The sequence below is a fragment of the Streptomyces sp. NPDC001204 genome, from assembly GCF_053598035.1.
Map to the genome: position 1 here is coordinate 13,265 of NZ_JBSFJL010000055.1, position 24,533 is coordinate 37,797.

19 protein-coding genes and 8 pseudogenes are annotated in these 24,533 nt (G+C 68.1%); 13 read left to right on the plus strand and 14 right to left on the minus strand.

Annotated features, from left to right (window positions below):
* Nucleotides 1–144: 144 nt before the first annotated feature.
* Complete coding sequence (locus tag ACWC91_RS39715; RefSeq protein ID WP_450642398.1) at nt 145–774, minus strand: hypothetical protein; 630 nt, start codon at nt 772–774, stop codon at nt 145–147.
* Between ACWC91_RS39715 and ACWC91_RS39720 the strand changes: the two genes are divergently transcribed.
* Complete coding sequence (locus ACWC91_RS39720) at nt 773–946, plus strand: hypothetical protein (RefSeq protein ID WP_225079772.1); 174 nt, start codon at nt 773–775, stop codon at nt 944–946. The genes ACWC91_RS39715 and ACWC91_RS39720 overlap by 2 nt on opposite strands.
* A 68-nt stretch (nt 947–1,014) precedes the next feature.
* On the opposite strand, the gene ACWC91_RS39725 is transcribed toward ACWC91_RS39720, so the two are convergent.
* The 4 genes and pseudogenes from ACWC91_RS39725 to ACWC91_RS39740 all read right to left on the minus strand — a co-directional run.
* Nucleotides 1,015–1,719, minus strand: a complete 705-nt coding sequence (locus tag ACWC91_RS39725) for a bacteriocin fulvocin C-related protein (protein ID WP_450642400.1) — start codon at nt 1,717–1,719, stop codon at nt 1,015–1,017.
* A gap of 497 nt (nt 1,720–2,216) precedes the next feature.
* On the minus strand, nt 2,217–2,522 hold the full coding sequence (locus ACWC91_RS39730; protein WP_225079774.1) for a hypothetical protein: 306 nt from the start codon (nt 2,520–2,522) through the stop codon (nt 2,217–2,219).
* Nucleotides 2,523–2,714: 192 nt separating this feature from the next.
* Nucleotides 2,715–3,719 (minus strand): AraC-like ligand-binding domain-containing protein, encoded by a 1,005-nt coding sequence (locus tag ACWC91_RS39735; protein WP_225079775.1) that lies wholly within the window; start codon nt 3,717–3,719, stop codon nt 2,715–2,717.
* 287 nt (nt 3,720–4,006) lie between these two features.
* Nucleotides 4,007–4,174 (minus strand): annotated as a pseudogene (locus tag ACWC91_RS39740) (IS5/IS1182 family transposase); the annotation flags it as partial.
* 174 nt (nt 4,175–4,348) lie between these two features.
* Between ACWC91_RS39740 and ACWC91_RS39745 the strand changes: the two are divergent.
* Together ACWC91_RS39745 and ACWC91_RS39750 are read left to right on the plus strand one after the other, a co-directional pair.
* Nucleotides 4,349–4,477 carry a hypothetical protein gene (locus ACWC91_RS39745; RefSeq protein WP_263638619.1) on the plus strand — a complete coding sequence of 43 codons (129 nt, stop codon included), beginning with the start codon at nt 4,349–4,351 and terminating at the stop codon, nt 4,475–4,477.
* An 8-nt stretch (nt 4,478–4,485) separates the two neighbouring features.
* A pseudogene (locus ACWC91_RS39750) lies at nt 4,486–5,655 on the plus strand (recombinase family protein); the annotation flags it as partial.
* A gap of 794 nt (nt 5,656–6,449) precedes the next feature.
* Here ACWC91_RS39750 and ACWC91_RS39755 read toward each other — a convergent pair.
* The 4 genes from ACWC91_RS39755 to ACWC91_RS39770 form a co-directional block, all read right to left on the minus strand.
* Nucleotides 6,450–7,304, minus strand: a complete 855-nt coding sequence (locus tag ACWC91_RS39755; RefSeq protein ID WP_450642401.1) for an IS5 family transposase — start codon at nt 7,302–7,304, stop codon at nt 6,450–6,452.
* A gap of 269 nt (nt 7,305–7,573) precedes the next feature.
* Nucleotides 7,574–9,073, minus strand: coding sequence for a sodium:solute symporter family protein (locus tag ACWC91_RS39760; RefSeq protein WP_450642402.1), 1,500 nt, complete (start codon nt 9,071–9,073; stop codon nt 7,574–7,576).
* Nucleotides 9,070–9,297: a DUF3311 domain-containing protein gene (locus ACWC91_RS39765; protein WP_225081005.1), complete on the minus strand. Its 228-nt coding sequence runs from the start codon at nt 9,295–9,297 to the stop codon at nt 9,070–9,072. The genes ACWC91_RS39760 and ACWC91_RS39765 overlap by 4 nt, the downstream gene beginning before the upstream one ends.
* Before the next feature lie 626 nt (nt 9,298–9,923).
* Nucleotides 9,924–12,695: a SpoIIE family protein phosphatase gene (locus ACWC91_RS39770; RefSeq protein WP_450642403.1), complete on the minus strand. Its 2,772-nt coding sequence runs from the start codon at nt 12,693–12,695 to the stop codon at nt 9,924–9,926.
* Nucleotides 12,696–12,939: 244 nt separating this feature from the next.
* Here ACWC91_RS39770 and ACWC91_RS39775 point away from each other — a divergent pair.
* A pseudogene (locus ACWC91_RS39775) lies at nt 12,940–13,277 on the plus strand (ISAzo13 family transposase); the annotation flags it as partial.
* Here ACWC91_RS39775 and ACWC91_RS39780 read toward each other — a convergent pair.
* A pseudogene (locus tag ACWC91_RS39780) lies at nt 13,250–13,453 on the minus strand (IS30 family transposase); the annotation flags it as partial. The pseudogenes ACWC91_RS39775 and ACWC91_RS39780 sit on opposite strands and share 28 nt — an antisense overlap.
* 376 nt (nt 13,454–13,829) lie before the next feature.
* Here ACWC91_RS39780 and ACWC91_RS39785 point away from each other — a divergent pair.
* The 4 genes from ACWC91_RS39785 (at nt 13,830) to ACWC91_RS39800 (ending at nt 17,546) form a co-directional block, all read left to right on the plus strand.
* The gene (locus ACWC91_RS39785; RefSeq protein WP_225081004.1) at nt 13,830–14,534 is read left to right on the plus strand and encodes an alpha/beta hydrolase; all 705 of its coding nucleotides are present in this window, start codon (nt 13,830–13,832) and stop codon (nt 14,532–14,534) included.
* A 37-nt stretch (nt 14,535–14,571) separates the two neighbouring features.
* Nucleotides 14,572–15,468 (plus strand): GNAT family N-acetyltransferase, encoded by an 897-nt coding sequence (locus ACWC91_RS39790; protein WP_225081003.1) that lies wholly within the window; start codon nt 14,572–14,574, stop codon nt 15,466–15,468.
* A 682-nt stretch (nt 15,469–16,150) separates the two neighbouring features.
* A complete protein-coding gene (locus ACWC91_RS39795; protein WP_450642404.1) occupies nt 16,151–16,828 on the plus strand; it encodes a helix-turn-helix domain-containing protein in 678 nt (225 codons plus the stop codon).
* A gap of 514 nt (nt 16,829–17,342) precedes the next feature.
* A complete protein-coding gene (locus tag ACWC91_RS39800) occupies nt 17,343–17,546 on the plus strand; it encodes a cold-shock protein (protein WP_225081001.1) in 204 nt (67 codons plus the stop codon).
* Between the two features lie 269 nt (nt 17,547–17,815).
* Here ACWC91_RS39800 and ACWC91_RS39805 read toward each other — a convergent pair whose 3' ends face one another.
* A complete protein-coding gene (locus ACWC91_RS39805) occupies nt 17,816–18,094 on the minus strand; it encodes a hypothetical protein (RefSeq protein WP_225081000.1) in 279 nt (92 codons plus the stop codon).
* 424 nt (nt 18,095–18,518) lie between these two features.
* Here ACWC91_RS39805 and ACWC91_RS39810 point away from each other — a divergent pair, with 424 nt between their 5' ends.
* Together ACWC91_RS39810 and ACWC91_RS39815 are read left to right on the plus strand one after the other, a co-directional pair.
* On the plus strand, nt 18,519–18,995 hold the full coding sequence (locus ACWC91_RS39810; protein ID WP_450642405.1) for an Hsp20/alpha crystallin family protein: 477 nt from the start codon (nt 18,519–18,521) through the stop codon (nt 18,993–18,995).
* A gap of 177 nt (nt 18,996–19,172) precedes the next feature.
* Nucleotides 19,173–19,634 carry a hypothetical protein gene (locus ACWC91_RS39815; RefSeq protein ID WP_225080998.1) on the plus strand — a complete coding sequence of 154 codons (462 nt, stop codon included), beginning with the start codon at nt 19,173–19,175 and terminating at the stop codon, nt 19,632–19,634.
* Nucleotides 19,635–19,655: 21 nt separating this feature from the next.
* Here the strand turns inward: ACWC91_RS39815 and ACWC91_RS39820 are convergent.
* A protein-coding gene (locus tag ACWC91_RS39820; protein ID WP_450642407.1) for an IS5 family transposase occupies nt 19,656–20,529 on the minus strand; the annotation gives its coding sequence in 2 pieces (ribosomal slippage) (nt 19,656–20,142 and nt 20,141–20,529; 876 coding nt in all).
* 83 nt (nt 20,530–20,612) lie between these two features.
* On the opposite strand from ACWC91_RS39820, the pseudogene ACWC91_RS39825 reads away from it, so the two are divergent.
* A pseudogene (locus ACWC91_RS39825) lies at nt 20,613–20,675 on the plus strand (hypothetical protein); the annotation flags it as partial.
* Nucleotides 20,676–20,864: 189 nt separating this feature from the next.
* Nucleotides 20,865–22,031: a PP2C family protein-serine/threonine phosphatase gene (locus ACWC91_RS39830; protein WP_450642409.1), complete on the plus strand. Its 1,167-nt coding sequence runs from the start codon at nt 20,865–20,867 to the stop codon at nt 22,029–22,031.
* A gap of 308 nt (nt 22,032–22,339) precedes the next feature.
* Here ACWC91_RS39830 and ACWC91_RS39835 read toward each other — a convergent pair.
* Nucleotides 22,340–22,459: pseudogene (locus ACWC91_RS39835) on the minus strand (IS982 family transposase); the annotation flags it as partial.
* Between the two features lie 154 nt (nt 22,460–22,613).
* A pseudogene (locus tag ACWC91_RS39840) lies at nt 22,614–23,368 on the minus strand (IS5 family transposase); the annotation flags it as partial.
* A gap of 48 nt (nt 23,369–23,416) precedes the next feature.
* Here ACWC91_RS39840 and ACWC91_RS39845 point away from each other — a divergent pair.
* Nucleotides 23,417–24,442 (plus strand): annotated as a pseudogene (locus tag ACWC91_RS39845) (IS630 family transposase); the annotation flags it as partial.
* Nucleotides 24,443–24,533: the final 91 nt, after the last annotated feature.

The following is a 24,533-nucleotide window of genomic DNA, read 5'->3' on the forward strand; positions in this document are numbered from 1 at the left end:
GGAGGCGGCCGCAAGCCCTTGACCGCCACCGATTCTGGTCTACTGCCAGCACTCGAGCCGTAATTGCCTCGAGGCCTAATCGGCATCGCAGGTCGTGGCCTCGGGTCCAGTCGGTTTCGTGGTCCTCGAGCCGGTACACTCGCTCTACTTGCCCGCCTCGATGGGGGCGTAGCGCCGCCGTTGGAGTTCATCGCGTTCAATGTCCGGGATCGTCATCGATTCGGCAAGCACGGCGGCGAGCGCGTCCACTTGAGTGTTGTCGATGTCAGCGCGGAAGAGCCACCGGATGCTCTCGTCGCGGGTGATGAGGTCGATCGCCAAGCGCGCGCTTCTGTCCTGTGTGGTCGCTGCTCGGACGTATCGCACTCGGTCAATTGGGATGTCTTGACGGATCTCGCCTTGCTCAAGGAATGCGTTCGTCTTGGCCGTGATGATGCGGCGATCCGTGACGGCGACCAGTGTCTTTGCCGCGGCCTTGTCCATCGCTGCCGCCAACTTCTCTTTCGCTCCGCCGAGGATCGCAGAAATGGGACCGAGGGCATCGAGTTGGTCGGGGAAGCCGAGGACACGTAGGGTCTCACCGTTCTCGAGGAACCATCGCAGGATGCGAAGGTACGGCTCGAGATCCAGCGATTTGGGTGCGCAGACGACGTCCGGAGCCTCGAGTGGAGGGGCCGGCGGATGGAGAGCGTCGGCAAGAGGCTCGATCGCCTCCAGAAGGCGGGCGGAGATTTGGCGGGCGAGCCCGTTCGGGCATTCCGGCTGTCTCGACATGAAGACGCTGTACGCCACCGAGGCCGGGGTCCCACTGGGGGCGGTGTCGAAGCGGACCATGCCGCCAGAGCTGCTGTCCACGCGGCACACCCACCACGCGCTGGACGATGCCGTGGAGCAGGCGGAGCTGTTCGCCCACCTCATTACGTGGCCGGGGGCGACTCGGGCGTGACGCTTCCGGCCGGGAGCCGTTCCTCCCGGCCGGGGTCCAGCGCGCGGCTGCGCCACACCCTGCGTCCCTCAGGCGCAGTACGTGCCGTTGCAGGTCCAGATCCAGCCGCAGCCACATCCCCAACTCGTAGTGCAGGCGCAATAGAAGTTGCAGCCGGGGGAGCAGGCGCTCCCGACGTTGCACTGGCACGTCGCGGCCGGCGCGGATTCGACGCTGTTGGTGGCGGTGGCGTGGGTCTCGGCGGTATCGAGAGAGCCGAGCGTCGACATAAGGCCGCACGCCTCGCTGCGCCCGAACGCGGCGATGCCCCTCTCCTCGATCGCCTTCATCCGGGCCTGGATGGCCGCGTCCTCGCGGGTGTAGGTCGCCTCATCCGCGACGATCGCCTCGAACTCGTCCAGCACACGTGCCTGCTCGGCCGACATGAGGGAGTGCGCTCGCCGGTAGCGTTTCACCTGCTCGACCCAGAGGCTGCTCCGGACGCTCGGTGACAGGGCAGCGAACACGGCTGGCCTGTGGGCCGCAGAGATCCTGGTCAGCTCGTCGTACTGACCGACGCGCGGCGTCTGGTTCGCCCGGGCCCAGCTCCGTCCGGCGGCCAGTTCCCTGGACTCGGCTGCGAACGCCGGCACCTTGCCGTTCAGTAACAGAGCTGCCGCGACCCCTGCTCCGGCGCCCAGCCGGAACACCCCCCGCCGCCCGATGCGGGTGCCCTCGGCCTGGTTGCCGTCCGCAGGCCCGTCCCGCTCCGGATCACCGAGCGCGCGCAGCACCAGCACAGTCCGGCGAGGCCCCAGTCGCACGGCCAGCCGGGAACCCATACGGACACCGGTCCAAGCCCGCACCCGTGTGCCCTCGACCTTGAGCAGGGTGGGCGCCCAGGAAGTGGCTCGGCCCAAGGCCTGCTCGCGCCACCGCCGCACGTCACGATGCCCGAGCGGCAGGACTTCCAGGCGCCCCGCCGATGCCCGTTCGACCCGCCGCGACACTTCTTCGCACAGGGCGCAGGAGGCATCGAAGGCGAGGACCCAGCGACAAACCGTTTTCGTCATCTCTTCCCCTGCTTCGTAGATGGAGCGACAGGCCCGGCATGACCTGTCGGGCCTGTCATCCGGGCCTTACCCGGAGGCCGTTGTAGTAGAACGACGTGGTCTACAGGAGGAGTCGGCTCCACTGGCCCCGTTGCGCAGGCATATCTCGAGGTTGTGCCGGGCCCGGCGGGCGGCGGTGAGGGCCGGTGCGGGGGAGCTCCGGCCCTCGGTGGCTGGTCTTAGGCCCAGACGACGCTGCCCTGCTGGCCGCCGGCGATGCGGACGTTGCTGCCGTAGGAGGTGCAGTAGGCGTAGGACCAGCGTCCGTCGTTCGTGATGACGCCCCGTGCGATCTTGCCGTTGGAGCACAGGACCTTGGCGTAGTAGGGGTTGGCGCTGTTGCAGGACGCGCCGAAGGTGTTTTCGTCCTGCCATGTCGTGCACGTGGCGGTGCTGGCGGCGCTGGCGGGGGGCGCGGTCAGTACCGTGAGGCCGCCTACGGCCAGGGCGGTGGCGGCGAATGCGCTGGCGAGAGTGCGCTTCATTGTGGTTACTCCGTTTTAGGTGGATGGGTGGGCTGAGAGCACGCTGCCGCACCTGGCTTGGGTAAACCTTGCAGAAACTTTGAATCGTCCGGTCGCCAAGGCATGGGTGTGGAGCGGGAGCCCTTCCAGATGCCGGGTCTAATCGCTGACCAGCATGAGCATGCCGGTCCGTCGTCCGCTTGTCCTTGACCCTCAGTCCAAGCTTGTTGACGATGCGTACGCGGCGTACCCGGTCACGGCCGCGTGCCGGTACTCGCGGGGTGACATGTCGTAGGCGGCGCGGAAGGCGCGGCTGAAGTGGGCGGGGCTGGTGAAGCCCCAGCGGGCGGCGACAGCCTGAACGGGGCGGGCGAGCAGGAGAGGGTCGGCCAGGTCACGGCGGCAGCGCTCCAGACGACGGTTGCGGATCCAGGCTGCGACTGTGAGGTCCTGATCCGCGAAGACCGCGTGCAGATGACTGACAGAGATGCCGTGCGCAGCGGCTATCGCTCCAGGCGTGAGGTCCGGGTCGCCAAGATGCTGCTCGACGAAGCCGCAGATCCGCACCCGGAGGGCCTGGCGACGGGACTCAGGGGTCAGTTTCTTCTCTGCGTCGAGGCAGTGCCCAAGCAGCGACGCGAGGAGGTCCACGGTGACCGAGGCCAGCGTCGGGGCTTCGGCCGCAGTGAACTCCTCCGCGCGGGCACTCAGATCGCTGAGCCAGCGATGGAACGCCGCGCCCATGCCGTGGCGCGCGGAGATCGGAACCGCGAGCGCGCGCTGGACCGTCGACCTGGAAAGCGGCAGCAAGGTGCGGGGCACCAGCGTGACAAGATGGAATCCCCTGCCCGGCGCGGCGTGGAACTGGCCCCGGAAGGGATGCCCGCTGTCCAGGAGCACAATGTCACCGGGCCGGCACGTGGTCTCCCGATCGTCCAGGCTGAGCGCCACCTCCCCGCCCAGGACACAGTTGACCAGGTACATCTCCGGATCGCACCGCCGGGCCAGCCTGGGCGTGCGCACCACCTCCATGTGAGGGAAGGACAGCGTGGATACCTGCACCCCACCCAGCCCCACCACGCGCATGGCCGCCCGGAAGTCATCCTGATGCTCACTGCGCAGCCGGTTCGGCATGTGCGACTTCTTTGAGAACTCTTCCCACAAAGCGAACCGTTCCCTCGCCGCCACGGTCTCGGTACTGAACTCCCGCACCAGCACGTTCCGTCTCCCCCTTTCGTCGGGTCTACCCGTACCTCACGAGGGTGGGGCCGAGGCCACTGTTGGATCGAGGAGAACATCAGCCGTTGTCATGCGGGCGGTGGCGCGAAACCGCAGGTCGGCACTGTCGAGAACCCGCGTTGAGAATTAACGTCGGCAACAGCGGAGGAGAACGCCCGAGGCAGGAAGTAGCAGGCCCCCCGTCAGTCGCCAATTGGCGACTGATCCCCGCACAGCAGAACGGGCCCTCAGAGGGCGTTTAGTGTGGGCGGATTGCCGCTTATGATCTAGTAGGTTCCTCGCCAGGTTGGTGTGGTCTCGTCCGTTATGCGCTTGGCGAGGTTATCGATCGAGGCGATGTGGATCATGGCTTCGGAGCTGGCGGCGAGGGTCTCGTAGTCGCGGGCGAGTCGGCGGTGCATCATGATCCAACCGATACTCCGCTCCATCGTCCAAGCACACTGCGCTTATGGATAGTCAAAGCAGTGAGCAGACGCCGATAATCGGCCGTGAGGGCCTGCAGCGGTTGGTTGCTGTGGCCCGACGGTTGCGGGGCCGGCTGAGCGACGAGGGGAATGGGTCGTCATGCGCGACGACAGTGACGTCGGCCCCAGAGAACGATTCCGGTGGTGCCGGACGGGCAGGTGTGGGTGGCGCTGCCGGAGGTGAGCCGGCAGGCGGTGGTGGGGCAGCTGGTGCGGCTGGCGAGCCGCGCGTTGTCGGCCGCCGCGACGGCGAGTGAGCGGGACCGGCGATGACCTCGGTAATGCCGTGGGAGCGGCCCGGTAGCAAGATCGACGACCATCACCTGCAGCGGCTCGCAGTGATCTATGTCCGCCAGTCCACCCGCCAGCAGCTCGTCGACCACCAGGAGTCGACCCGGTTGCAGTACGCCCTGGTGGACCGGGCGGTCGCGCTGGGCTGGCAGGCGGACCGGGTTCTGGTGATCGACGAGGACCTGGGCAAGTCGGGGTCGAGTGCGGTCGCCCGCACGGGCTTCCAGCGTCTGGTCACCGAAATCGGGCTGGCCCACGTCGGTCTCGTGCTGGGGATCGAGATGTCTCAGCTGGCCCGCTCCGGCAGGGACTGGTACCAGCTGATCGAGCTGTGCGCCCTGTCGGGTGCGGTACTGGCGGACACCGACGGGGTCTACGACCCGGCCGAGTACAACGACAGGCTGCTGCTGGGGCTCAAGGGAACGATGAGCGAGGCCGAACTTCACCTGATCAAGCAGCGGATGTGGAGCGGGCGCCTGAACAAGGCCCGCCGCGGCGAGCTGGCCTTCCCTCTGCCCAGCAGCTACGTCCGCCGCCCGTCGGGGGAGGTCGCTTTTGATCCGGACGAGCAGGTGCAGACCGTGATCCGGCTGATCTTCGCGCAGTTCGAGCGGCTCGGCACGTTGCACGGTGTGCTGCGCTATCTCGTCGACCACGACATCCAGTTGGGCATCCGGCTGCGGGAGGGGCCGGACAAGGGCACCCTGGAATGGCGAAGGCCGAACCGGATGACGCTGCAGACCCTGCTGCACAATCCCGCCTATGCCGGCATCTATGCCTGCGGGCGGCGCCGGGTCGACCCGCGCCGCCAGGACCCGGCCCGGCCGAGCACCGGACGGGTCGTCCGCTCCCGGGACGGATGGCATGTGATGATCCCGAATGCCCTGCCCGCCTACATCACCGTCGCCCAGTTCGAGGCCAACGAAGCGAGACTGGCGGCCAACCGTGCCCGCGCCGAAGCCATGGGCGCGGTCCGAGGCGTCCCCGCTCTCGCGGCTGGGCTGGTGCACTGCGGACGCTGCAACCGGCGCATGAGCGTGCGCTACCACACCCAGCACAGCAAGGAACTGCCGGAATACGTGTGCGCCCGGGACATGACCAACTACGGCGCGGAGAAGAGCTGCCAGCTGCTCAACTCCGCCTGCGTGGACGCCTTCGTCGAGCAGCAGGTCCTCGCGGCACTGACGCCCGCCGCCGTCGAGGTGTCTCTCCGCGCGGCCGACCAGGTCCTGGCCGAGCGGGCCGAGCTGGAACAGCTGTGGTTGCAACGGCTGGAACGAGCCGCGCAGGGGGCCGACCGGGCCCGCCGCAGCCACCACCTCGCCGAACCGGAGAACCGCCTGGTCGTGCGCCAGTTAGAGAAGGAGTGGGAGGATGCACTCGCCATCCAGCAGCGGCTCCGCGAGGACTACGACCGCTTCGCCCGCAGCAGTCCGCACATCCTCAGTCCGGCCGAGCGGCAGACCATCACGGCCCTGGCCGGCGACATCGAGGGATTGTGGCGTGCGCACAGCACCACGACAGCGGACCGCAAGGGGATCGTCCGCGCGGTCGTCGACAAGGTCGTCGTCACCGTGCTCGGCACCAGCGAGCGGGTGAAGATCACGATTGTCTGGGCCGGCGGGACCACTACGGCGGGAGAGGTCATCCGCCCGGTCCAGCGGCTGGAACAGCTCAGCTACTACTCGCAACTGACCGATCGAATCCGCGAACTCACAGGCCAGGGCATCGGCGCCAGCGGAATCGCCGACCGCCTGGAAGCCGAGGGCTTCCGGCCCGCGAAGGGCGGCAAGCGGATCTCCGCAGCCACCGTCCGCGACCTCATGCGCCGCCTCGCCTGCCCCGCAGGCCGTATCCACCAGCACCGCCCCGCGCCACCCGGCGAGGAGCCCGGCCCGGACGAGTGGTGGCTCAAGCACCTGGCCGCCGAGTTGGACATGACCACTTCCACCCTCTACGCCTGGATCAACCGCGGCTGGATCACCACCCGCCGGGAGAGCTGCTGGCCCCACCGGCTCATCGCCCACGCCGACCAGCGAGAACTCGCCGAACTCCGCGAACGCCGGACACGTCCGCCCGGCTGGTACAGCCGCCGCATCTGGACCGAGACCGCCGAAACAGCACGGCAACAGACTCCATGAGTGCACTGTGCTTGACAGATCTCTACCACCCAGCGTCTCGGCAGCACCACGAACCCCTCCATATCGTCGGTGCGCTTGACGACCTCCAGGGTGAGCGCGAGTTTCTGCCGACACCAGTCGACCAAGTCGCCGGTGTAACCGCCGTCGGCCCAGACCAGGCAGATGTCACGGTGCAGGCGACGCAGCCGCTGCAGCAGGCCCACCGCGGCATCCCGGTCCCCGACGTTCGCGGCGGTCACCGCGACGACCAGCAGCAGACCGAAGCAGTCGGTCACGATGTGCCGCTTGCGGCCGCCCACTTTCTTCCCGCCGTCCCAGCCGCGCGAGACGGACGGCACCGAGGCCGCAGCTTTCACTGACTGCGCATCGATGATCCCGGCCGTCGGCTCCGCCTCACGGCTCTCCCGCTCACGCACCCGTCCGCGCAGCCGGTCGTGGAACTCTGCGATCAGCCCGTGCTCGCGCCAGCGGCGGAAGAAAGCGTAGACCCGGCCCCAGTCGGGGAAGTCCACGGGCATCGCCCGCCAGGAGATCCCGCCCGCGTCCAGGTAACGGATCGCGTCCAGCATCTGGCGGTGGCAGTAGCCCTCCGGTTGCCCGCCCCGGCCCTGGAGCCAGGCCGGCACCGGCAGCAAAGGCCGGATGGCCGCCCATTCCGCGTCCGTCATGTCGGAGGGATACCGGCGTTCCCGGTCCGGATGGTCGGCCGCGTTGCCGTACACATGCGCGAGGCAATCACACGATGGAGCAGCCGAGTTGAACTGAACAGGTTCGGACGCGTACAACAACGACACCAGGGCCTCCCGGCACTGCTCGGTCAGATTCGCATCCCCGAGCTACCGAGAGGCCCTGCCTTCATGCGCGTACAACGGCAAGATCACCCCGGCGGGAAGCCTGTTCGACCCGCACGTTCCAAGATCGGTTGAGATACGGCTTCTCAGCTCACGGTGGCCTGAGGTTGGTCCGTGGGATGCGTCGCCGACGTTCGACGTTTTCCTGTGTTGTGTCGGGTGGCCGTGGAGACAGCTGCTGTCACAAGGCAGTTGACGGTCAGGGCGACGACACCGACGTTGAGGTCCTTCACGGCCTGCGGCAATGCGGGCAGGAGGCTGCCCATGCTGGCACCGGTGACCGTCAGCGCGATGACGGCCGCGACGCCGGTGACGATGCCGGCGGCCGCTCCCTGTGTGGTGACCAGGCGGCGCGGTGCCAGGCTCGCCAGCAGGGCGGGGAAGAGCTGGGTGACGAGCGCGTATCCCATCAGCAGCAGGGAGACTAGCGTGCTGCCGCCGTTGAAGGTGAAGTACAGCGAGATCAGAGCGATCACCGGCACCAGCCACTTGGCGAGGCGGGCGATGTGCGCGTCGCCGGTCGCCGGGCGGGCGATCCGGTAGACGTTCTTGGCCAGGCAGGTCGCCGAGGTCATCAGCAGCAGCGAGCCGGGAACGAGCGCGGTGAGCAGGCCGGCGCCGCCTACGACGCCGACGAACCACGGCGGGAACGACGCGGTGGTGATCCGCAGCAGCGACAGGTCCGCGTCGGAGCCCTTCAGGCCCGGCACGACGAGGATCGCGGCGAACCCGACGAAGAACACGAACAAAAGGATCAGCTGGTAGAGCGGCATGAAGATGGCGTTGCGGCGGAACACCTTTTCGTTCTGTGCGCTGTAAGCGGCGCTGAAGGTGTGCGGCCACATGTAAAAGCCGAGCGCGGACAGCAGCACGGTGGAAGCGAACCAGGAGGCACTCATCCCGCTGGAGTGCAGGGTGAGGAAGTGCGGCTGGGCCGCGTCGACCCGGTGGAACATCTGCCCGATGCCGCCGAAGTAGTGCAGCGGGAGATAGATGCCCAGGATCAGGACGACCGCCAGGATGGCGACGTCTTTGAGCAGTGCTGTCCAGGCCGACCCATGGATGCCGGAGATGGTCACGTAGATGGTCAGCGCGACCGTTCCGATGACGATCGCCCAGTGCGGGGAGATGCGGCCGTAGGACGATACCGAGACGATGATGCCCAGCCCCTTCAGCTGGAGCACCAGGTACGGCACCATCGCGATCACGCCCACGAGCGCGACCAGCGCGCCCAGCAGCGGACTGTCGAACTTCGCGACGAAGAAGTCGGACTGCGACACCAGCCGGTGCTCCTTGGCGTAGCGCCAGATCGGTGGCAGCAGCCAGTACGACAGGACGTAGGCCAGGGAGGCGTAGCACAGGATGTAGAAGGCGGGCGCACCCTTGCCATAGGCCCAGCCCGAGGCGCCGAGGAAGGTGAACGTGGTGTAGATCTCGCCTGCGAGTAGCAGGAAGACGAAGATCGTGCCGAAGCCGCGGCCGCCCACCGACCACTGCTCGAGGTCCATGTCCTTCCCGCGCCGGGCCCGCAGTCCCAGCCCGATCGAGGCGGCGAGGAAGACGAAGATGACGGCGAGTGCGGTCATGACATGCGCTCCTCGTTCTGCCCGGGCTCGGAGAGCGCAGTGCGGTTGGCCGGGTCGAGCTGGTAGATCACGGCCATGGTCGCCGAGATCAGGGCGACCCACATGACCAGCCAGAAGAGAATGAAGGGCATGCCCAAGACATAGGGCGTCACCCTGTTGGCGAAGAAAATGCCGCCGAGGATGCCGGCAAAGGGGACTATGCCGAGCAGATGGACGAGCTTCACGAGTGGGAACCTCCTGGGGCGGCGCGCTGGGCCGCCGGGAGCGAGCGGGTGTTGGCAGACGGGGAGGGGGGTGCGAGCCCCGCGGGCACCGGATGTGCGATCGCTTGGGCGCTGTGAGCGGGGAACCCTGCACTACTTCCGTATTGTGGAATATCATTTTCGGGATATGGGATTTATGGATTCCCCTGAAGGGCGCAGTCAAGGCTTTCCGCTGAAGGCCCAAGAATTCAACATTTCGTTGAAGGTCTGGAAACGGTGGCGGTGGGCATGATTTTTTGCATACCAAAAATGAGCACTGCGCGAAAAACTGAGGAATGATGCTGCCGCATAGGCAGGTTTGGTATACTAAATGGTCTGCGACCCGTTGCCGCCTTCAGCGTGCGTAATTCATGAAGATCAAAACTGTCTGAAAAGCGGCTGATTGCCTCTTACGTCCTAGTGAGTCCCTCGCCAGGCGGGTGCTATCTCGTCTGTAATGCGTTCGGTGACGTTGTCGATCGAGGCGATGTGGGCCATGGCTTCCAAGCTGACGGGTAGGGTCTCGTAATCGCGGGCGAGGCATCGACACGTCATGTCCATCCCCAGGTCGACCCTCCACCGCCTGGGCTGCAGCCGCCTTCCTGTCATCAGGACAGGTCGTCCAGCAGCGGCAGCGGTACCTCCCGCTGCTCGTCGGCCGGCGACTGTTCAGCCCAGATGACCTTGCCCCGGGACGTGTACCTCGTGCCCCAGCGCTGGGCGAACTGGGAGACGAGGAACAGTCCGCGCCCGCCCTCGTCCGTCGTGGCCGCCCGGCGCAGGTGCGGGGAGGTGCTACTGCCGTCGGAGACCTCGCAGATCAGGGCGCGGTCGTGCAGCAGCCGCACCCGGACCGGCTCGGCACCGTAGCGGATGGCGTTGGTGATCAGCTCGCTGAGGATCAGCTCTGTGGTGAAGCTGATCTCGTCCAGCCCCCACTCCTCCAACTGCCGGGTGCACGCCGCCCGGACCTGGGCCACGGCAGCGAAGTTGAAGGGCACCTCCCAGTCAGCGACCTGCGTGGGATCCAGCAGACGGGTGCGGGCCACCAGCAACGCGATGTCATCGCTGCGGTGTGCAGGCAGCATGGCGTCGAACACCGCCTGGCAGGTCTCCTCCGGGGAGATGGCCGCCGTCTCGGACAGGGCTGTGCGCAGAAGATCCAGACCGGTGTCGACGTCGCGCTCGCGGCTTCCGATCAGTCCGTTGGTGTAGAGCACGAGCCGACTTCCCTCGGCCAGCTGCAGCTCCGAGGTCTCGAACGGCAGAGCGCCCAGGCCCAGGGGTGGGGAGGCGGGCACGTCGGGAAAGGCCACCGTGCCGTCGGGGTGGACGAGGGCAGGGCCGGGATGGCCGGCCCGAGCCAGGGTGCAGTGGCCGGAGACCGGGTCGTAGACGGCGTACAGGCAGGTGGCTCCGGTGACGGATTCACCCTCGTCCTCGTCCGCCTGGGCGAGGTCGGTCCGGGTGACCAGATCATCCAGGTGTGCCAGGAGCTCGTCGGGAGGCAGGTCCAGGGCTGAGAAGTTGTGGACCGCGGTGCGCAGCCGTCCCATGGTGGCGGCGGCGTGCAGCCCGTGCCCGACGACGTCCCCGACCACCAAGGCCACCCGGGCTCCCGGCAGCGGGATGACGTCGAACCAGTCGCCGCCGACCCCGGCCTGCGCGGGCAGATAGCGGTGCGCCACATCCACCGCCTCCTGCTCGGGCAGACCACGGGGCAGCAGGCTGCGCTGCAGGGTGACGGCCATGGTGTGCTCGCGGGTGTAGCGGCGGGCGTTGTCGATGCACACCGCCGCGCGGGCGACCAACTCCTCGGCGACGGCCAGATCGTCCTGCTCGAACGGCTCGGGATGCTCCGATCGGTAGAAGGTGGCCAGGCCCAGGGCGACGCCGCGGGCATGCAGCGGGACGGTGACAAGACCGCGGATCCCGTGCTCGAGGAAGCGCCGGAGCAGATCCGGCTCCTGCGCCCGCCACCTGGGAGAGTCGCGCAGGTCGGGCTCGAGGACCCCCTTCACCGTCTCGAGGGCCAGGGCGTGTGGTGTGGACCCGGGATAACGGATCAGCTCGCCCAGCGCGAAGACCGGCTCGTCCCGGTCCGCTCCGCCGACGGCCGTACGGCGCAACTTCAGTTCGCCGCCCACCGGTTCGTCACCTCGGAGGACGGGCTCCGCCAGATCGACGGTGACCGTGTCGGCGAAGCGCGGAGCCGCCAGTTCTGTCAGTTCCTCGGCGGTCCGTGTCACGTCCAGGGTGGTGCCGATCCGCACACTGGCGTCGTACAGGAGCTTCAGGCGCTCCCGTGCCACCTCGGCCTTGCCGACGAGCGCGCGCAGCTCCGTGGTGTCGCGAAGTGTCGCGACGCTGCCGGCCCGGCCTCCATACGGTGCCGTGGGCCGCGTGCTGACAGCCAGCAGGCGGTCCCCGGCCAGGTGGACCTCGTCGCTGACCAGGCGATCCGAGGCCAGTAGTTCGGCGGTCCCCGGGTCCAGGCCGAGCTCCGTGACGTGGCGCCCCTCAGCGTCGGCGGACAGCCCCAGCAGGTGGCGGGCCTCGTCGTTCGCCAGCAGCAGTCGCCTGTCGCCCCCGATGATGACAACGCCCTCCCGGATGGCGTGGAGAACCGCGTCGTGGTGCTCGTACATGCGCGTCATCTCGGCCGGACCCAGGCCGTGCGTCTGCCGCCGCAGCCGCCTGCTCACCAGCGCCGCTCCGCCCGCGGACAGGCCCAGCACCGCACCCGCGGCACCGAACAGGACGGGTAGCTGGCGCCCCACCACGGCATTCACGCTCTGGACCGTGATCGCGACCGACACCCCGCCGAGGAAGGAGCCGTCGGTGTCGAAAACGGGGGCGTCAGAAAGGACGGAAGGACCCTGGCTCGCCGTGAAGCTCGCCGTCACGCTCTTGCCAGCCAACGCCGCCTTCAGAAGTCGTTCGGGGCCGATGATGTGTTTCCCGATGAGGCTCGGGTCAGGGTGGGTGTAGCGGATTCCTTTCGCGTTGTACACCACGACGGCGTCCACACCGGACTTCTTACGGATCGCCTCTGCACGTGGCTGCAGCACCGCGGTCGGATCATGACTCTTCAGCGCGGTCACCATTCCCGGGGAGTTCGCGAACGCCTCGGCGACGGCGAGCGACCGGTGGCGAGCGTCAGCTGTGCTTTGACTCCGGGCCTGCAGCACCAGCGTCACCAGTGCCGCAGCGATCAACAGCACCACGAGCGCCAACTGCAGGACCAGGACCTGACCGGCAACACTGCGCGAGCGCAGCAGGGAGCGGAGACGCCTTCCCCGGGACAGGTGCGGAACATCGAACCGGAACCGAGCCCCTTTCCCGATCTCACGCTCTGATCGACTGAAAAATCGAGTCATAACATCATTTTGCGTCCTGTGTACCTGACAGCCCTTTTCATCCGCACTTGGGGAGGTAGGACTGGGGCACTCACAGAAGCGACGCTGGCAGTACTTGCCCTCGCCCCGCGGGAAGTAGGCAAAAACAAGCGGGCGGCGCAGCCCAGCCGCCGCGCCGTCCCCACAGCACTGGTCCAACGCGCTGGCATGTCAGGTCGGCGGAGACGGGCAGATGGGTGCCCGGCAGGCCGGTGGCGGAGGTCACGACGACGTCATGGACCGGTCTCCCCCTCCCCGGCACAGCTGGCACGGCACCTGGAACTACACCCTGCGCCCGACTCCCTCGCTCCACCGCCCCCAGTACGGCCCGCCGAGTTCGGCCGCTTCCCCGTCGGCGGCAAACTTCCCACCTGGCTTCGGCACCCCAGCCTCACCGGACTGGAGGCCCCCGCCTTCGACGACCTCGTCGCCCGCTACCGCGACTATTGCACCCAGCATCCACCGGTCCTGCTCTCCGGGAAACGCCCCGACGGCGGTCCCGGCGCCGGCACCCGGAGGCTCTCTGCCGCCGACCATCTCGTCGTCTTCCTCCTGCGGGTGCGTGCCGTGCGCAGCTTGGCGGTGCGCTTGTCGAGGAGCCCGTTGTAGAGGGCGCGGTAGATCGTCTCCGCACAGGCATTGAGTGCCGCATCGTCGGGGTGGTGGCGGGCGAGCTGACGCGAGATCTGCTGCGGGGACCAGTGTTGCTGGAGCTTGTCGTTGACGAACTCGCGCAGTGTGGGCCGCTTCGATTGTCACTGCGCACGACATCGACCGGTCGCGCCGGCACCCCCGAGATCCATCGGCCGGCGGGGAGCATCCAGCGAGGAAACGGCCACCGTGGCAGGGGAATCCAAACGGGAGCGCGCAACGTTTCTATATGTGGAGAGAAGGTGAACGGCTACGGGCATTCCTTTTGGACCGCATCTGTCGGTGCCGGGGCTGTCACCGGTACGCGGTGTGGGTGTCGAGGCAAGCAGGGTGACCGGGCGGCTGGTGCGCCTTCCCCTCGATGTGGCTGCGGGGGGCGTCGGCCTGCTGACCGGGTATCTCGGTCGTGCTCTGCCGTGGCGGGGGGCGGTCCGGGGCGAACCGTTGGCAGATGGGGATCTCCCCGTGCTGTTGGTGCACGGGCTGGCGGACAGGGAATCGGTGTGCATGGCGCTGCGGCGGGGGCTGGGCGGCCTCGGCGCGGGGCCCTTCATCACGGTGAGCTATCACGCGCTCGGCCCGGACGTCCGCGCGGCGGCCCGGGTTCTGGGCGAGCAGGTGGAGCTGGCCAGTGCTCGCAGCGCCGGGCGGGCTGTGGTCGTGATCGGGTACAGCCTTGGAGGGCTGATCGCGCGCTACTACGTGCAGCGGCTCGGCGGGGACTTGCGGGTGCCGCTGGTGATCACGCTGGCGACGCCGCACGGCGGGACCGCCGCGGCCCTGCTGGCACCGCCGCATCCGCTTCTGCGCCAGCTACGGCCGAGAAGCGACCTGCTGGCCGAACTGGCCGAGCCGGCCGTGGGGTGCCGTACCCGGTTCGTGGGCTTCTACAGTGACCTGGACGAGGTGATCATCCCGGCAACCAGGGGCCGCATAGACCACCCAGACCTCGAGGCATGCAATGTGCTCGTGCCCGGCGTCGGGCACCTGACCCTCCCCGTGCACCAGCCGGTCATCGACCAGGTGCGCTCGCTGCTCACTGCGGCCCAGCAGGCCACGTCCACCACAAACCTCCCACACGGCCACACCTTCAGTGCGAACGGACAGCACCATGGCACAGCCGAGGTTCTTCGTGACAGCGGGAGGCAAACGGAGGACTCTGAGAGGTAGCCGATAGGAACGTCAGCCACGTGTGCGGACGGACAGCATGGCTCTTTCGCGTAACCCCAAGACCGCGCCGACGGTACGCCCGTATTACCCCCAGGACGAACCGGGGGTGCGAGAACTGATCGATGCCGACCGGCTGCCGGGACAGCCGCACTGCACCCCGGAGAAGCTGGCCGCGGCGCGGCACGGTCCTGTCCCCTTCCCCCTGGCTGGCTGGACGGTACCGACCAGGCCGCGGATCAGCGTTCTGGCCGATGCCGACGACCGCCCCTACGGGATCATCGCGTACTTGTCCTGGACCGATGTACGAACCGGCCTGATCTGCTGGGTCCACGCCCACGAGGACCCGCCCGCCCTGCATGCCCTGATCGGCCACGCACTTGCCGCACTTACCGACTGCACGTGGATCGAGGCATTCGTGACGGCTCCGCCGGGCCCCCTGGGTCCGGGCGGCCTGCCCTGCACCCGACGCGGCGCCACTCACGACACCCTGATGCAGACGGGCTTCACCGGCCGCTGCCAGGGCTGCTACCTGCACTGCGTGCTCCCTGCCGAGCCCCCGCCCGCCAAGCTGGTCGCCGATGTCTTCCCGTGCGACTACCCTCCGGGCCACCGTCTGATCATTCGTGAGGCTGCCGAACCGGTCGCCGAAGCCGTGGTCAGCGTGGAACCCGACCGCACCGCGACCGTCTACTGGATCGAGACCCTGCCCACCCGCCGCCACCGCGGCCTGGGCCACAAGCTGCTCAGCCAGGCCCTGGCCCTGCTGGCCGAGCAGGGTGCCACCGAGGTCGCTCTCGTCCTCGACGACGCCCAGCAGTCCGCCTCCGAGAGCCGGGCCGCCACCCGGCTCTTCCGCTCCTTCGGCTTCACCCTCGTCGACCAGCTGTGGACCTACCAGCACCCACGCCCCCAAGCCGCGCGGCCCGGCGCGTGAGCCCAAGGGTGTGACGGGAGCCCTGACAGCCAGGAAAGGGGTGCGGCACCGGCTGGCCCGCCGACCGAGACCGGTCAGCCGCAGCCTGGGCGATGCGGCCACCGAGGCGCCCGAGGCGGTGCAGGCAGCGCGGAGTTTGGGTCGTCCTGCTGCTGGTCCTGGTCGGCCTGCTGTTCATCGGCGCGCTCGGCTACGCCATGTACCGCCACCCGCAGCTCACCCAGCCGTTCATCGTTGCCTGGCCGGTGCGACGGTGCTGGTCGCCATGGTGGCCGCCGTTGCCAGTGCCGCCGTCCGGTGAGCCCAGGTGATCGATCACCTGCTCAGCCTCGTCCGGGGACGGTCGATCTTCTGGGCAAAAAACACTCTGGCGGCTTTGAGGATCTCATTCGCCCGCTTCAACTCGGTGTTCTCCTTGCGGAGTTGCATGAGTTCCTCGCGCTCGGCGGTCGTGAGCCGGTCGTCACGCTTGCCGCGGTCGGCCTCGGCCTGGCGGACCTAGCCGCGCAGGGCCTCCTTAGGGCGCTCCCGCATGCCCGGGGGAGGCGGGCCGTCCGGCCCAAGCGAACCGCCACGAGGCCGTGCATGCTGGATCTACGGGGCAATACCGGAGACCTTGCCATGGTGAACCGGCGGCAGGAACCGGCCGCTGTGGGGAAGCCCCGACGAGGAGTGAGGGACCATGGCCGAACAGACACCGCCGTATGTCACGGACCAACCTCTGCAGGGCGACCTCGGACGGCGCATCGAGCGGCGGCGCAGGGAACTGGGACTCACCCGGGAGGAAGTCGCGTTCCGTGCCGGCATGGCCCCGAGCTATGTCGCGCACCTGGAGCAGTACAGCACGGCGGCACCGGAGGCGGGCACCCTGCTCCGGCTGGCCGGAGCCCTGCGGACCACTCCGACGGAACTCGGCGGCGGAAACGTCGACTTGCCACCCGGTATCGGACGCGCCGCTTGCAGTCCTCGCCTCACCGAACTGAACGAGGAGGAGTGCCGCAGGCTGCTCTCGACGCACGGCGTGGGTCGCCTGGCGATACCCACCGAAGCCGCACCGGTCGTCGTTCCCGTCAACTACTCCGTCGTCGACGACGCCGTCGTGTTCCGGACCCGGGCGGCCTCGGTGCCCACTCAGGGACGCGATCGCGAGGTGGCCTTCGAGGTTGACCGCGTGGACGACGCGTTGAGTCAGGGCTGGAGTGTCCTGGTATGCGGGCGCGCCGAAGCCGTGACCGACCCCGACGCCGTACGCCGTTTCGCCGAGCTCGCCTACAGCGAGCCGTGGACCGGAGGGGAACACGACCTGTGGATGCGGATCGAACCCACTGCAGTCACGGGGCGCCGCATCGACACGTGGTGAGCTTCCCCGGCAGGCGCCCGAACAGATCCGCCGCCTGAACCTCCCGTCACCGTCGGCCCGGCAACTCCCGAGCCTCGCCGCCGAATGGGCCGCCGCCAGGCCCCGCGCCGATGACGGGAGTCGCCGTACCACAACGAGTGGTCCGCGTGCCCCTGGGGCCGGCCCAGCCTTCCGTAAGTCAGGCGAACCGGCGTCTGCAGCGACGGGAGACCTGTGCGGCCCTCGATGAGGAGGAAGCCGGACTCGACAGCTTCCGCATAGGGGTGCCGCCATTGGCTGCCTTCAGCGGCTTGCGGCAGTGCCTGCATCGGCGCACGAGGGGCTGGCGGCGTTTCGGCCTGGCGGTGCTCCAGTAGAGGGATTAGCGTAATCCGCAGAGCAGTCGTGGTTCCGAAGTCGTTCGCCCGTGGGTCACCTTGCCCGCGGGCGCTTTGCTGTGCAGCCCTCTCCGGACCAGGGCGATTACCTCCGGACCTGCACCGTGCGGGCCCGAACCCCCTCGAAGGAGACAGGCATGGCCAAGGGCACTGTGAAGTGGTTCAAGGCGGAGAAGGGCTTCGGCTTCATCGCGCAGGAGGGCGGCGGCCCGGACGTCTTCGCCCACTACTCCAACATCTCCGGTCAGGGCTACCGCGAACTGCGGGAGGGCCAGCACGTGGAGTTCGACGTCACCCAGGGCCAGAAAGGCCCCCAGGCGGAGAACATTCGCGTCGTGTGACCCCAGCACCCGAACAGGCCCGGCATCGTGGGTGCCGGGCCTTGGTGCCCGGTTGCGTCTTAATTACTCATCGGCTCCGGTTGCCGCGGTCAAACAGCCCAAGCTGTCGACGACGGCGAATTAGGCCGTCGTCGATACAAGTCGCCCATTACGCCAAAGACGGTATGCCGCAGACCGCATGGCTGCCGTCCTCGTTGCCGAAACGGCGCCTCCCGCTCTCGCCGTCCTCGCGGCACTCGGCAGCCTCGAATGCGGGCTCGGGAAGTCCCTCAAGCAAAATCGCTGGCGTTCGGCTCGCTGCCTGCTCTCACTGACCGTGCACCCAGCCGCGTGAGGGGCGGAAGTCCGGATGCCTGCAGCACCGCCGGCGCCACCGTGGACGGGTCTCCGCTGGCCACCCATCGGAAGCGGGCCACCATCATCAAGTCGTCGACGCTCTCCCGCACGAACCCGTCCACGATGCCGAGGCCGCCCGCGCGTTCACGCAGCACCACAGCGCCCGGCTCCTGATCATCTGCGATCTGCTGGAAGTCCTCCGTGTCGGGCAACCCGAGAACGCATACACCCAGTGACTCATGCCTGACCTCCTGCCGGGACACAACGACTGCCCCGTTGATCAGGCACTACGGCTGTGGTCCATTCGAAGGCTGGCAGGACTGACTCCAAAGGGGTGGCGGCCGCACCCGTGCGCGTGCGGCTGTCGGAGGGAGGCTGGGCCTCGTCCTCCCTCAACGACCGGGCCGCCAGGACGCAACGGCCAAGATCACGTACTGACCGTGTCAGGCCGAAGGCCCGTCGCTGGGCAGCTCGCTCGCGTGCTCACCGGTGACCAGGTAGACCAGGTGCTGAGGCGCGAAGTCTGCGATCGGGGGTGTGGGGCATGACCGCAGGCTGCCCGATTCGCGGGGCGATACGGGGGCGCTCAGCATGGAAATGAACCCGAATGCCGTCGTTTCGCGGAGGTGAACCGCGATGACCCTGCCCGTGCACCACCGGCCCGGTCAGCTCCTGGAACGCCCGTTCCCGGCCCTGAGCTGGGGTGAGCCGATCGCCGCCGAGTTCGACGACCTCTTCGAGCGGATGAACCGGTTCCTGCAGGCCGCCAGCACGGCACCCGGAATCGGGGCCTGGTCACCTCTGGCCGACCTGCACGAAACGGACGAGGCCTACGTGGTCGAGGCGGAACTGCCCGGGATCGAGCGCGAGGACATCGACGTCGAGATCGGCGACCGGGACCTGTGCATCACTGGGGAGTGCAAGCAGTGCGAGCGCGAAGGCGTCCTGCGTCGCAGCACCCGGCGCACCGGCCGCTTCGAGTACCGGGCGCTGCTCCCGGCCGACGTCGAAGCCGAAGAGATCACGGCGACGCTGGCCGACGGGGTGCTGACCGTCACCGTGCCCAAGGCCCAGGCGGCCAAGCCGCGCCACATCGAGATCACTCAAGCCTAAAGGCGGTAAGAAAGGGTGGTGGGGAGGGGTACCTGTCCCCACCACCCGGGAGGAACGTCCCAAACCCAGGCAACCTCCGCGGTACCTACCCGTGATAGGGCCGACCGGACCTCATTGGCCCAAAACCGCACAGACCGCTCACGCCTGGACGCGGGATCGGACGCAGAGGGCCACACCATGTCCGCTATCTACGCACTGATCCGTTCCGACGGCCGGCTGGAGTTCCGCGACGGCGTTCCGGAGCAGATGCACCGGGACACCGACCCCCATCACGGGAGGCCGGCCTCCTTCACCATTCAGCGCGCCTCATGGGGCGGCAACGGCCTGGATGAGGTGGTCGTGCTGGCGCCGACCTCCGCCCGTCGGATGGACCACCCGCGCAGCATTCCCGCCAGGGTGGAGCGGCGCCTGCGCCGGATCGCGACCCGACGACTGCTGCATGAAACCGAGCTCGTGCGGGCGGAGGGGAGCCAGGTGCGGCTGATCGTTCCTGGACCAGAGGACCTGACCGTCATGGGCGCGAATTTGATGAATCCGGTGCAGCGACTGACCGTCCTGGAAACCTCCCTGAGGACGACTGCTGCAGTGCTGCGCAATCCGTCCCCGCACCGGACGGCCAAGCCGCCCGCGTCAGGCTAGGGTGCGTTTCAAATGTGCTGGTCACAGCCACTCGTTGATGGCTGCGACCAGCACGGTCGCCTCATAGCGGATGGCGAGTTTCTCGTATCTCGTGGCGACCGCGCGATGTCGCTTGAGGCGGTTGATGCCGCACTCCACCGCGTGGCGCTCTTTGTAGTCGGCCGGATCGAACTTCGGCGGCCGGCCGCCGCGGGAGCCGCGCTGTGCGCGGTGGGCGACCTGGTCGCGCTTCTCTGGGATCGTGCAGCGGATGCTCCGGCGGCGCAGGTAGGCGCGGTTGGCGCGGGAGCCGTAGGCCTTGTCGGCGCGGACCTTGTTCGGCCGGGTGCGCGGGCGGCCTGGTCTCAGCCGGGGTACCCGGATGCCCTCCAGCACCGCCTGGAACTGCGGGGAGTCACCGCGCTGCCCGGCCGTGATCACCAGGGACATCAGCCTCTGCGCCTGCTCAACCGCCAGATGCAGCTTGGTGCTCAGCCCGCCACGCGAGCGTCCCAGCCCGTGGTCGGCTGGTTCGGCAAAGATCCCGCCGGGCGGCTCGACCTGCAGATCCCTTTTTGCGGGCGCCCGCCGCATGCTGGTGGGCGGGCACGATGGTGGAGTCCACCGAGATGTCCCAGGTGATCAGCCCCTCGGCGTCTGCCCGGGCCTGCAGTTGCTCGACTATGCGATGCCAGGTGCCGTCCCGCTGCCAGCGCCGGAACAGCCCGTAGACGGTCTGCCAGGGGCCGTACCGCTCGGGCACGTCCCGCCAGGGTGCACCCGTGCGGGTACGCCAGCGGATGCCGTCTATCAGCTGCCGCTTGGTGTGAGCCGGCGGCCGCCCGGGCTTCTTCCCGACCGGGAGCAGCGGCTCCAGCCTCGCCCACTGCGCGTTCGTCAGATCGTGCCTGCCCACGAAGTGGATCTTGGCACATCAAGATCCACTTCTGAAACGCACCCTAGGCCAGCCCGTACACACGTCGTCGTGGCTGAGCCAGACGGTGTGGTGACGGCCACACGCGGGCCGGCGATGGGTGTAGCCGTGACTTGGAGGGAGGCTGAGCCTCGCCGTCTTCAACGATCGTGCCAGCAAGGACGCAACGGCGGGGCTAGAAACACGCACTCAGAGTCTGCAGCACCCATCCCGAGGGGGCCTGGGGTGCATGATGCTGCGCTTGCAGTTGGTTCCGCTGGCTGGCTGCTCTGGGAGGGTGCAGTGTAGGGGACGTGTTTAGGCGGCGCTTTGCCAGCATGGTCCATCCGTGGCAGTCGTTGGTGATCCCGGTCGCGCTCATCGTGGTGATCACGGTTGTGGACGTCGTGACCCCGGTCGACATTGTCCTCAGCCCGCTGCTGGTGATTGCGCCCGCTATCGCCGCGTGGTTCGGCGCCAGGCCTTGGACGACGGGCGGCATCGGGGCTCTGGCGGTGGTGGCCCAGGTGTCCATCGCCTGGCGCTTCGGCGTGCTCTTCTCGCGGAACTCGCTGGTGCAGAGTCTCTCGATAGCGGCGCTCTCGGCGCTGGTCGTGCTCTTCTGTGTGGTGCATGATCGGCGCAGCCGCGAGCTGGCCCAGGTGCGGTCGGTGGCCGAGGCCGCTCAGCAGGTCCTACTGTGGCCGTTGCCGAGCAGGCTCGGTCCGCTGCAGCTCGCCTGCCTCTACCTGGCCGCTGAGGACCAGGCCGTGATCGGCGGCGACCTGTACGCCGCGGCCCGCACCGACAGCGCGGCCCGGGTGATGATCGGTGACGTGCGGGGCAAGGGCTTGCCCGCCATTGGTGAGGCCGCCCTCCTGCTCGGCGCCTTCCGGGAGGCCGCCCACCAGCACGCCTCCCTGCCCCAGCTCGCCGCCGCCCTGGAGCGCAGCATCGCCCGCTACCTCACCGACTTCGACCCCGATTACGAGGCGGGGGAGCGCTTCGTCACCGCTCTTTTGCTGGAGATCCCCGACGACGAGCCCGTCGTCAAGATCACCAGCTGCGGCCACCCGGCACCCATACTGCTCGGCCCGGACAACAGTGTGACCGTGCCAAGCCTCAGCCCCGCACCGCCGCTCGGTGTCGGCTTGACGGACCCCGACGACCACACCCTGGACGTCCTGCCCTTCGGCCCGGACGACACCCTGCTCCTCTACACCGACGGTGTCATCGAGGCCCGCGACCAGCACGGCGTCTTCTACCCCTTCGCAGAACGCGCCGCCCAGTGGGCCGACCAGAATCCCGATGCCCTGCTACACCACATTCAGCGTGACCTGAGCACCTACACCGGCGGGCGCCTCGGCGACGACGCCGCCCTCATCGCCATCCGCCGCACCCTCATTCCCCGCCCTGGCCACGACCTGGGATACGCCGTCCAGCCCCATCGTGCCCCGCTACCCCTTCGCACCACCGAACCGAGTCACCCCCCGGCGGTCAGCTGACCATTACAGACCAGCCGGCTCAGGTTCGGGCAGCCCCTTCGTGCCCGATCTTGTTGTGGTCCGGGAACGCACAGGCGGCCTCGGCATCGTGGACAGGTTCGTGTGGGAGAGTCTCTCGAAGACTTGATGCTGGTGGCTTCGCTTCCGGCGGGTGGACAGCGGGCCCCTCCACGGCGACGCCGGCGGTGTTGCAGGAGCGTGGGCTTTCGCCGAGGTGGAGGAGCAGGTCCAGGATGATCAGCGCCGATCCCGATGCGGGTGCGCGTGTCCAGGTCCTGTACGTCGCCCACGGCCGGCGCAGCCGGTTTTGGAGCTGTGATCTGGTTGTTGTGCCAGATCCCGGCAGCCATCGCCAGGACCCGCTGGGCCCCCCGGATCGCGACGCCCTCGAAGGTCCGCCCGCCGTGTTGTTCCAGGCTGGCCGCACCGAAGGCGTCAACGCCCGCACCAAGAGGATCATGAGGCAGATGCACGGACGCGCCGGAGTCGACCTCCTCCGCCACCGCATCCTCCTGCCCTGACCGCTACTCGGCGTCACCACCGACTACGGGCCAGAGCCGTTAAGACCGTCCGGCAAATGGATCACTTGAGGCGTCGGGTGGTGGGGCGGCCGTCCCAGCGGTAGCGGCTCGTTGCTCGGCGGATCAGCATACGGAGGGTGACGAGGGCGGCGGCGAGGTAGAGGTAGAAGTCCACGACTTCGCCGCTCCTCTCGGTGCAGCGCCGCAGCTTGCCGTAGTTGTTCATCCACGAGTGGGTGCGCTCGACCACCCAGCGCTTGCCGGCCTGGATCGGGGCAGGTACTCCCCTGCGTGCGATCTCGGCCGTGAATCCCAACTCATCTATCAACGCACGGGACTTGGCACTGTCGTAGCCACGGTCAAGGTTGACATTGACGGTTTCCGGCATCGCGCCGACCTGTGCTTTCGCCGCGTCGAGGGTGGGGCCGAGCAGGGGTGAGTCGTGCCGGTTGGCCCCCTCGGAGACGATCCCGAGCGGGACGCCGCCCGCGTCGGACGCGACCGAGCGTTTCAGCCCCTGCTTGCCCCGGTCCACCGGCGACTGCCCGGCCTTGTCACCCCCGGACGGGGCCTTGGTGATGCAGCCATCGACCGAGATCTCGCTCAGCCCGAGGCCGATCATGCGGTCGTAGGCCTTGAGTGCGAGGGCGTGGACTTTCTCGGATATCCCCAGTTCGGCCCACTGTTTGACGCGGCGTCGGATGGTTCGGTCGGAGCATCCGGGGCCGGCGATCCGCTCGTAGCCGGATCCGTGGACCAACGCGAGCACGATGTACTCGAAGACGGTGCGGTCCGGAACCGTCGTCGGTGGCAGCCTAGTGTGATGCGCCTGAAATGGTGGCTCTAAGTCTGTAGGCTAATTTCATGGCGTCTCGGGGTCCTCGTGCAGTCGAAGTCGTGCTGTCTGCCGAGGAGCGTGCGGAGTTGGCACGTTGGGCGGGTGGCGCGGTGTCGGCCCGTGTGGCGGAGCGGGCCCGGATCATTCTGGCCTGTGCGGAAGGTGTCTCAAATACCGGTGTAGCAGCGGACTTCGGGGTATCCACGGAGACAGTGCGCAAGTGGCGCTCGCGATTCGTAGCCCGGCGGATGGCTGGCCTGGTGGACGAGCCGCGGCCGGGCCGGCGCAAGCCGGAGCTGGTGCTTTCCGAGGCCGAGCGGGCAGAGCTGACGCGCTGGGCGCGGCAGTACCAAGACCGCGCAGTTCCTGGCGCTGCGGGCGAGGATCGTGCTGCGGTGCGCGGAAGGCGGGTCGAACAAGGAGGTCGCCGCCGAACTCGGTGTGTCGCACGGAACGGTTAACCGCTGGCGGTCGAGGTTCATCCGCTTGAGGCTGGACGGGCTGAGCGATGAGCCGCGTCCCGGCAGGCCGCCCTCGATTCTGCTGGACCAGGTCGAGGATGTGCTCACGGCAACGTTGGAGTCCACCCCGGGCAAGGACACGCACTGGTCGCGGGCCTCGATGGCGAAGCACTCTGGGCTGTCGAAGTCCACCATCGGGCGGATCTGAAAAGGGTCGACCTCAAGCCTCATCTCCAGGACGCGTTCAAGCTCTCCACCGACCCGCAGTTCATCGCGAAGGTCGTCGACGTCGTCGGCCTGTATCACCATCCGCCCGAGAAAGCGGTAGTGTTGTGCGTGGACGAGAAGAGCCAAATCCAGGCGCTGGACCGGTCTCAGCCGGTGCTGCCGATGATGCCGGGCATGCCCGAGCGGCGCACCCACGATTACTACCGCCACGGCATCACCAGTCTGTTCGCTGCCTTCAACATCGCCGATGGCAGCGTCATATCGGAGCTGCACCGCCGTCACCGGGCCATCGAGTTCAAGAAGTTCCTTGTCACGATCGACAAGGCCGTGCCCGCCAGCCTCGACGTCCACCTGGTCTGTGAACCGTTCCGGGTTCGGTAGGGACTCGATCGTTTGAGAGGATCGAGTTATGGCACGTCCTTCCCAGTACCCGCTTGAGCTGCGCCGTCGTGCG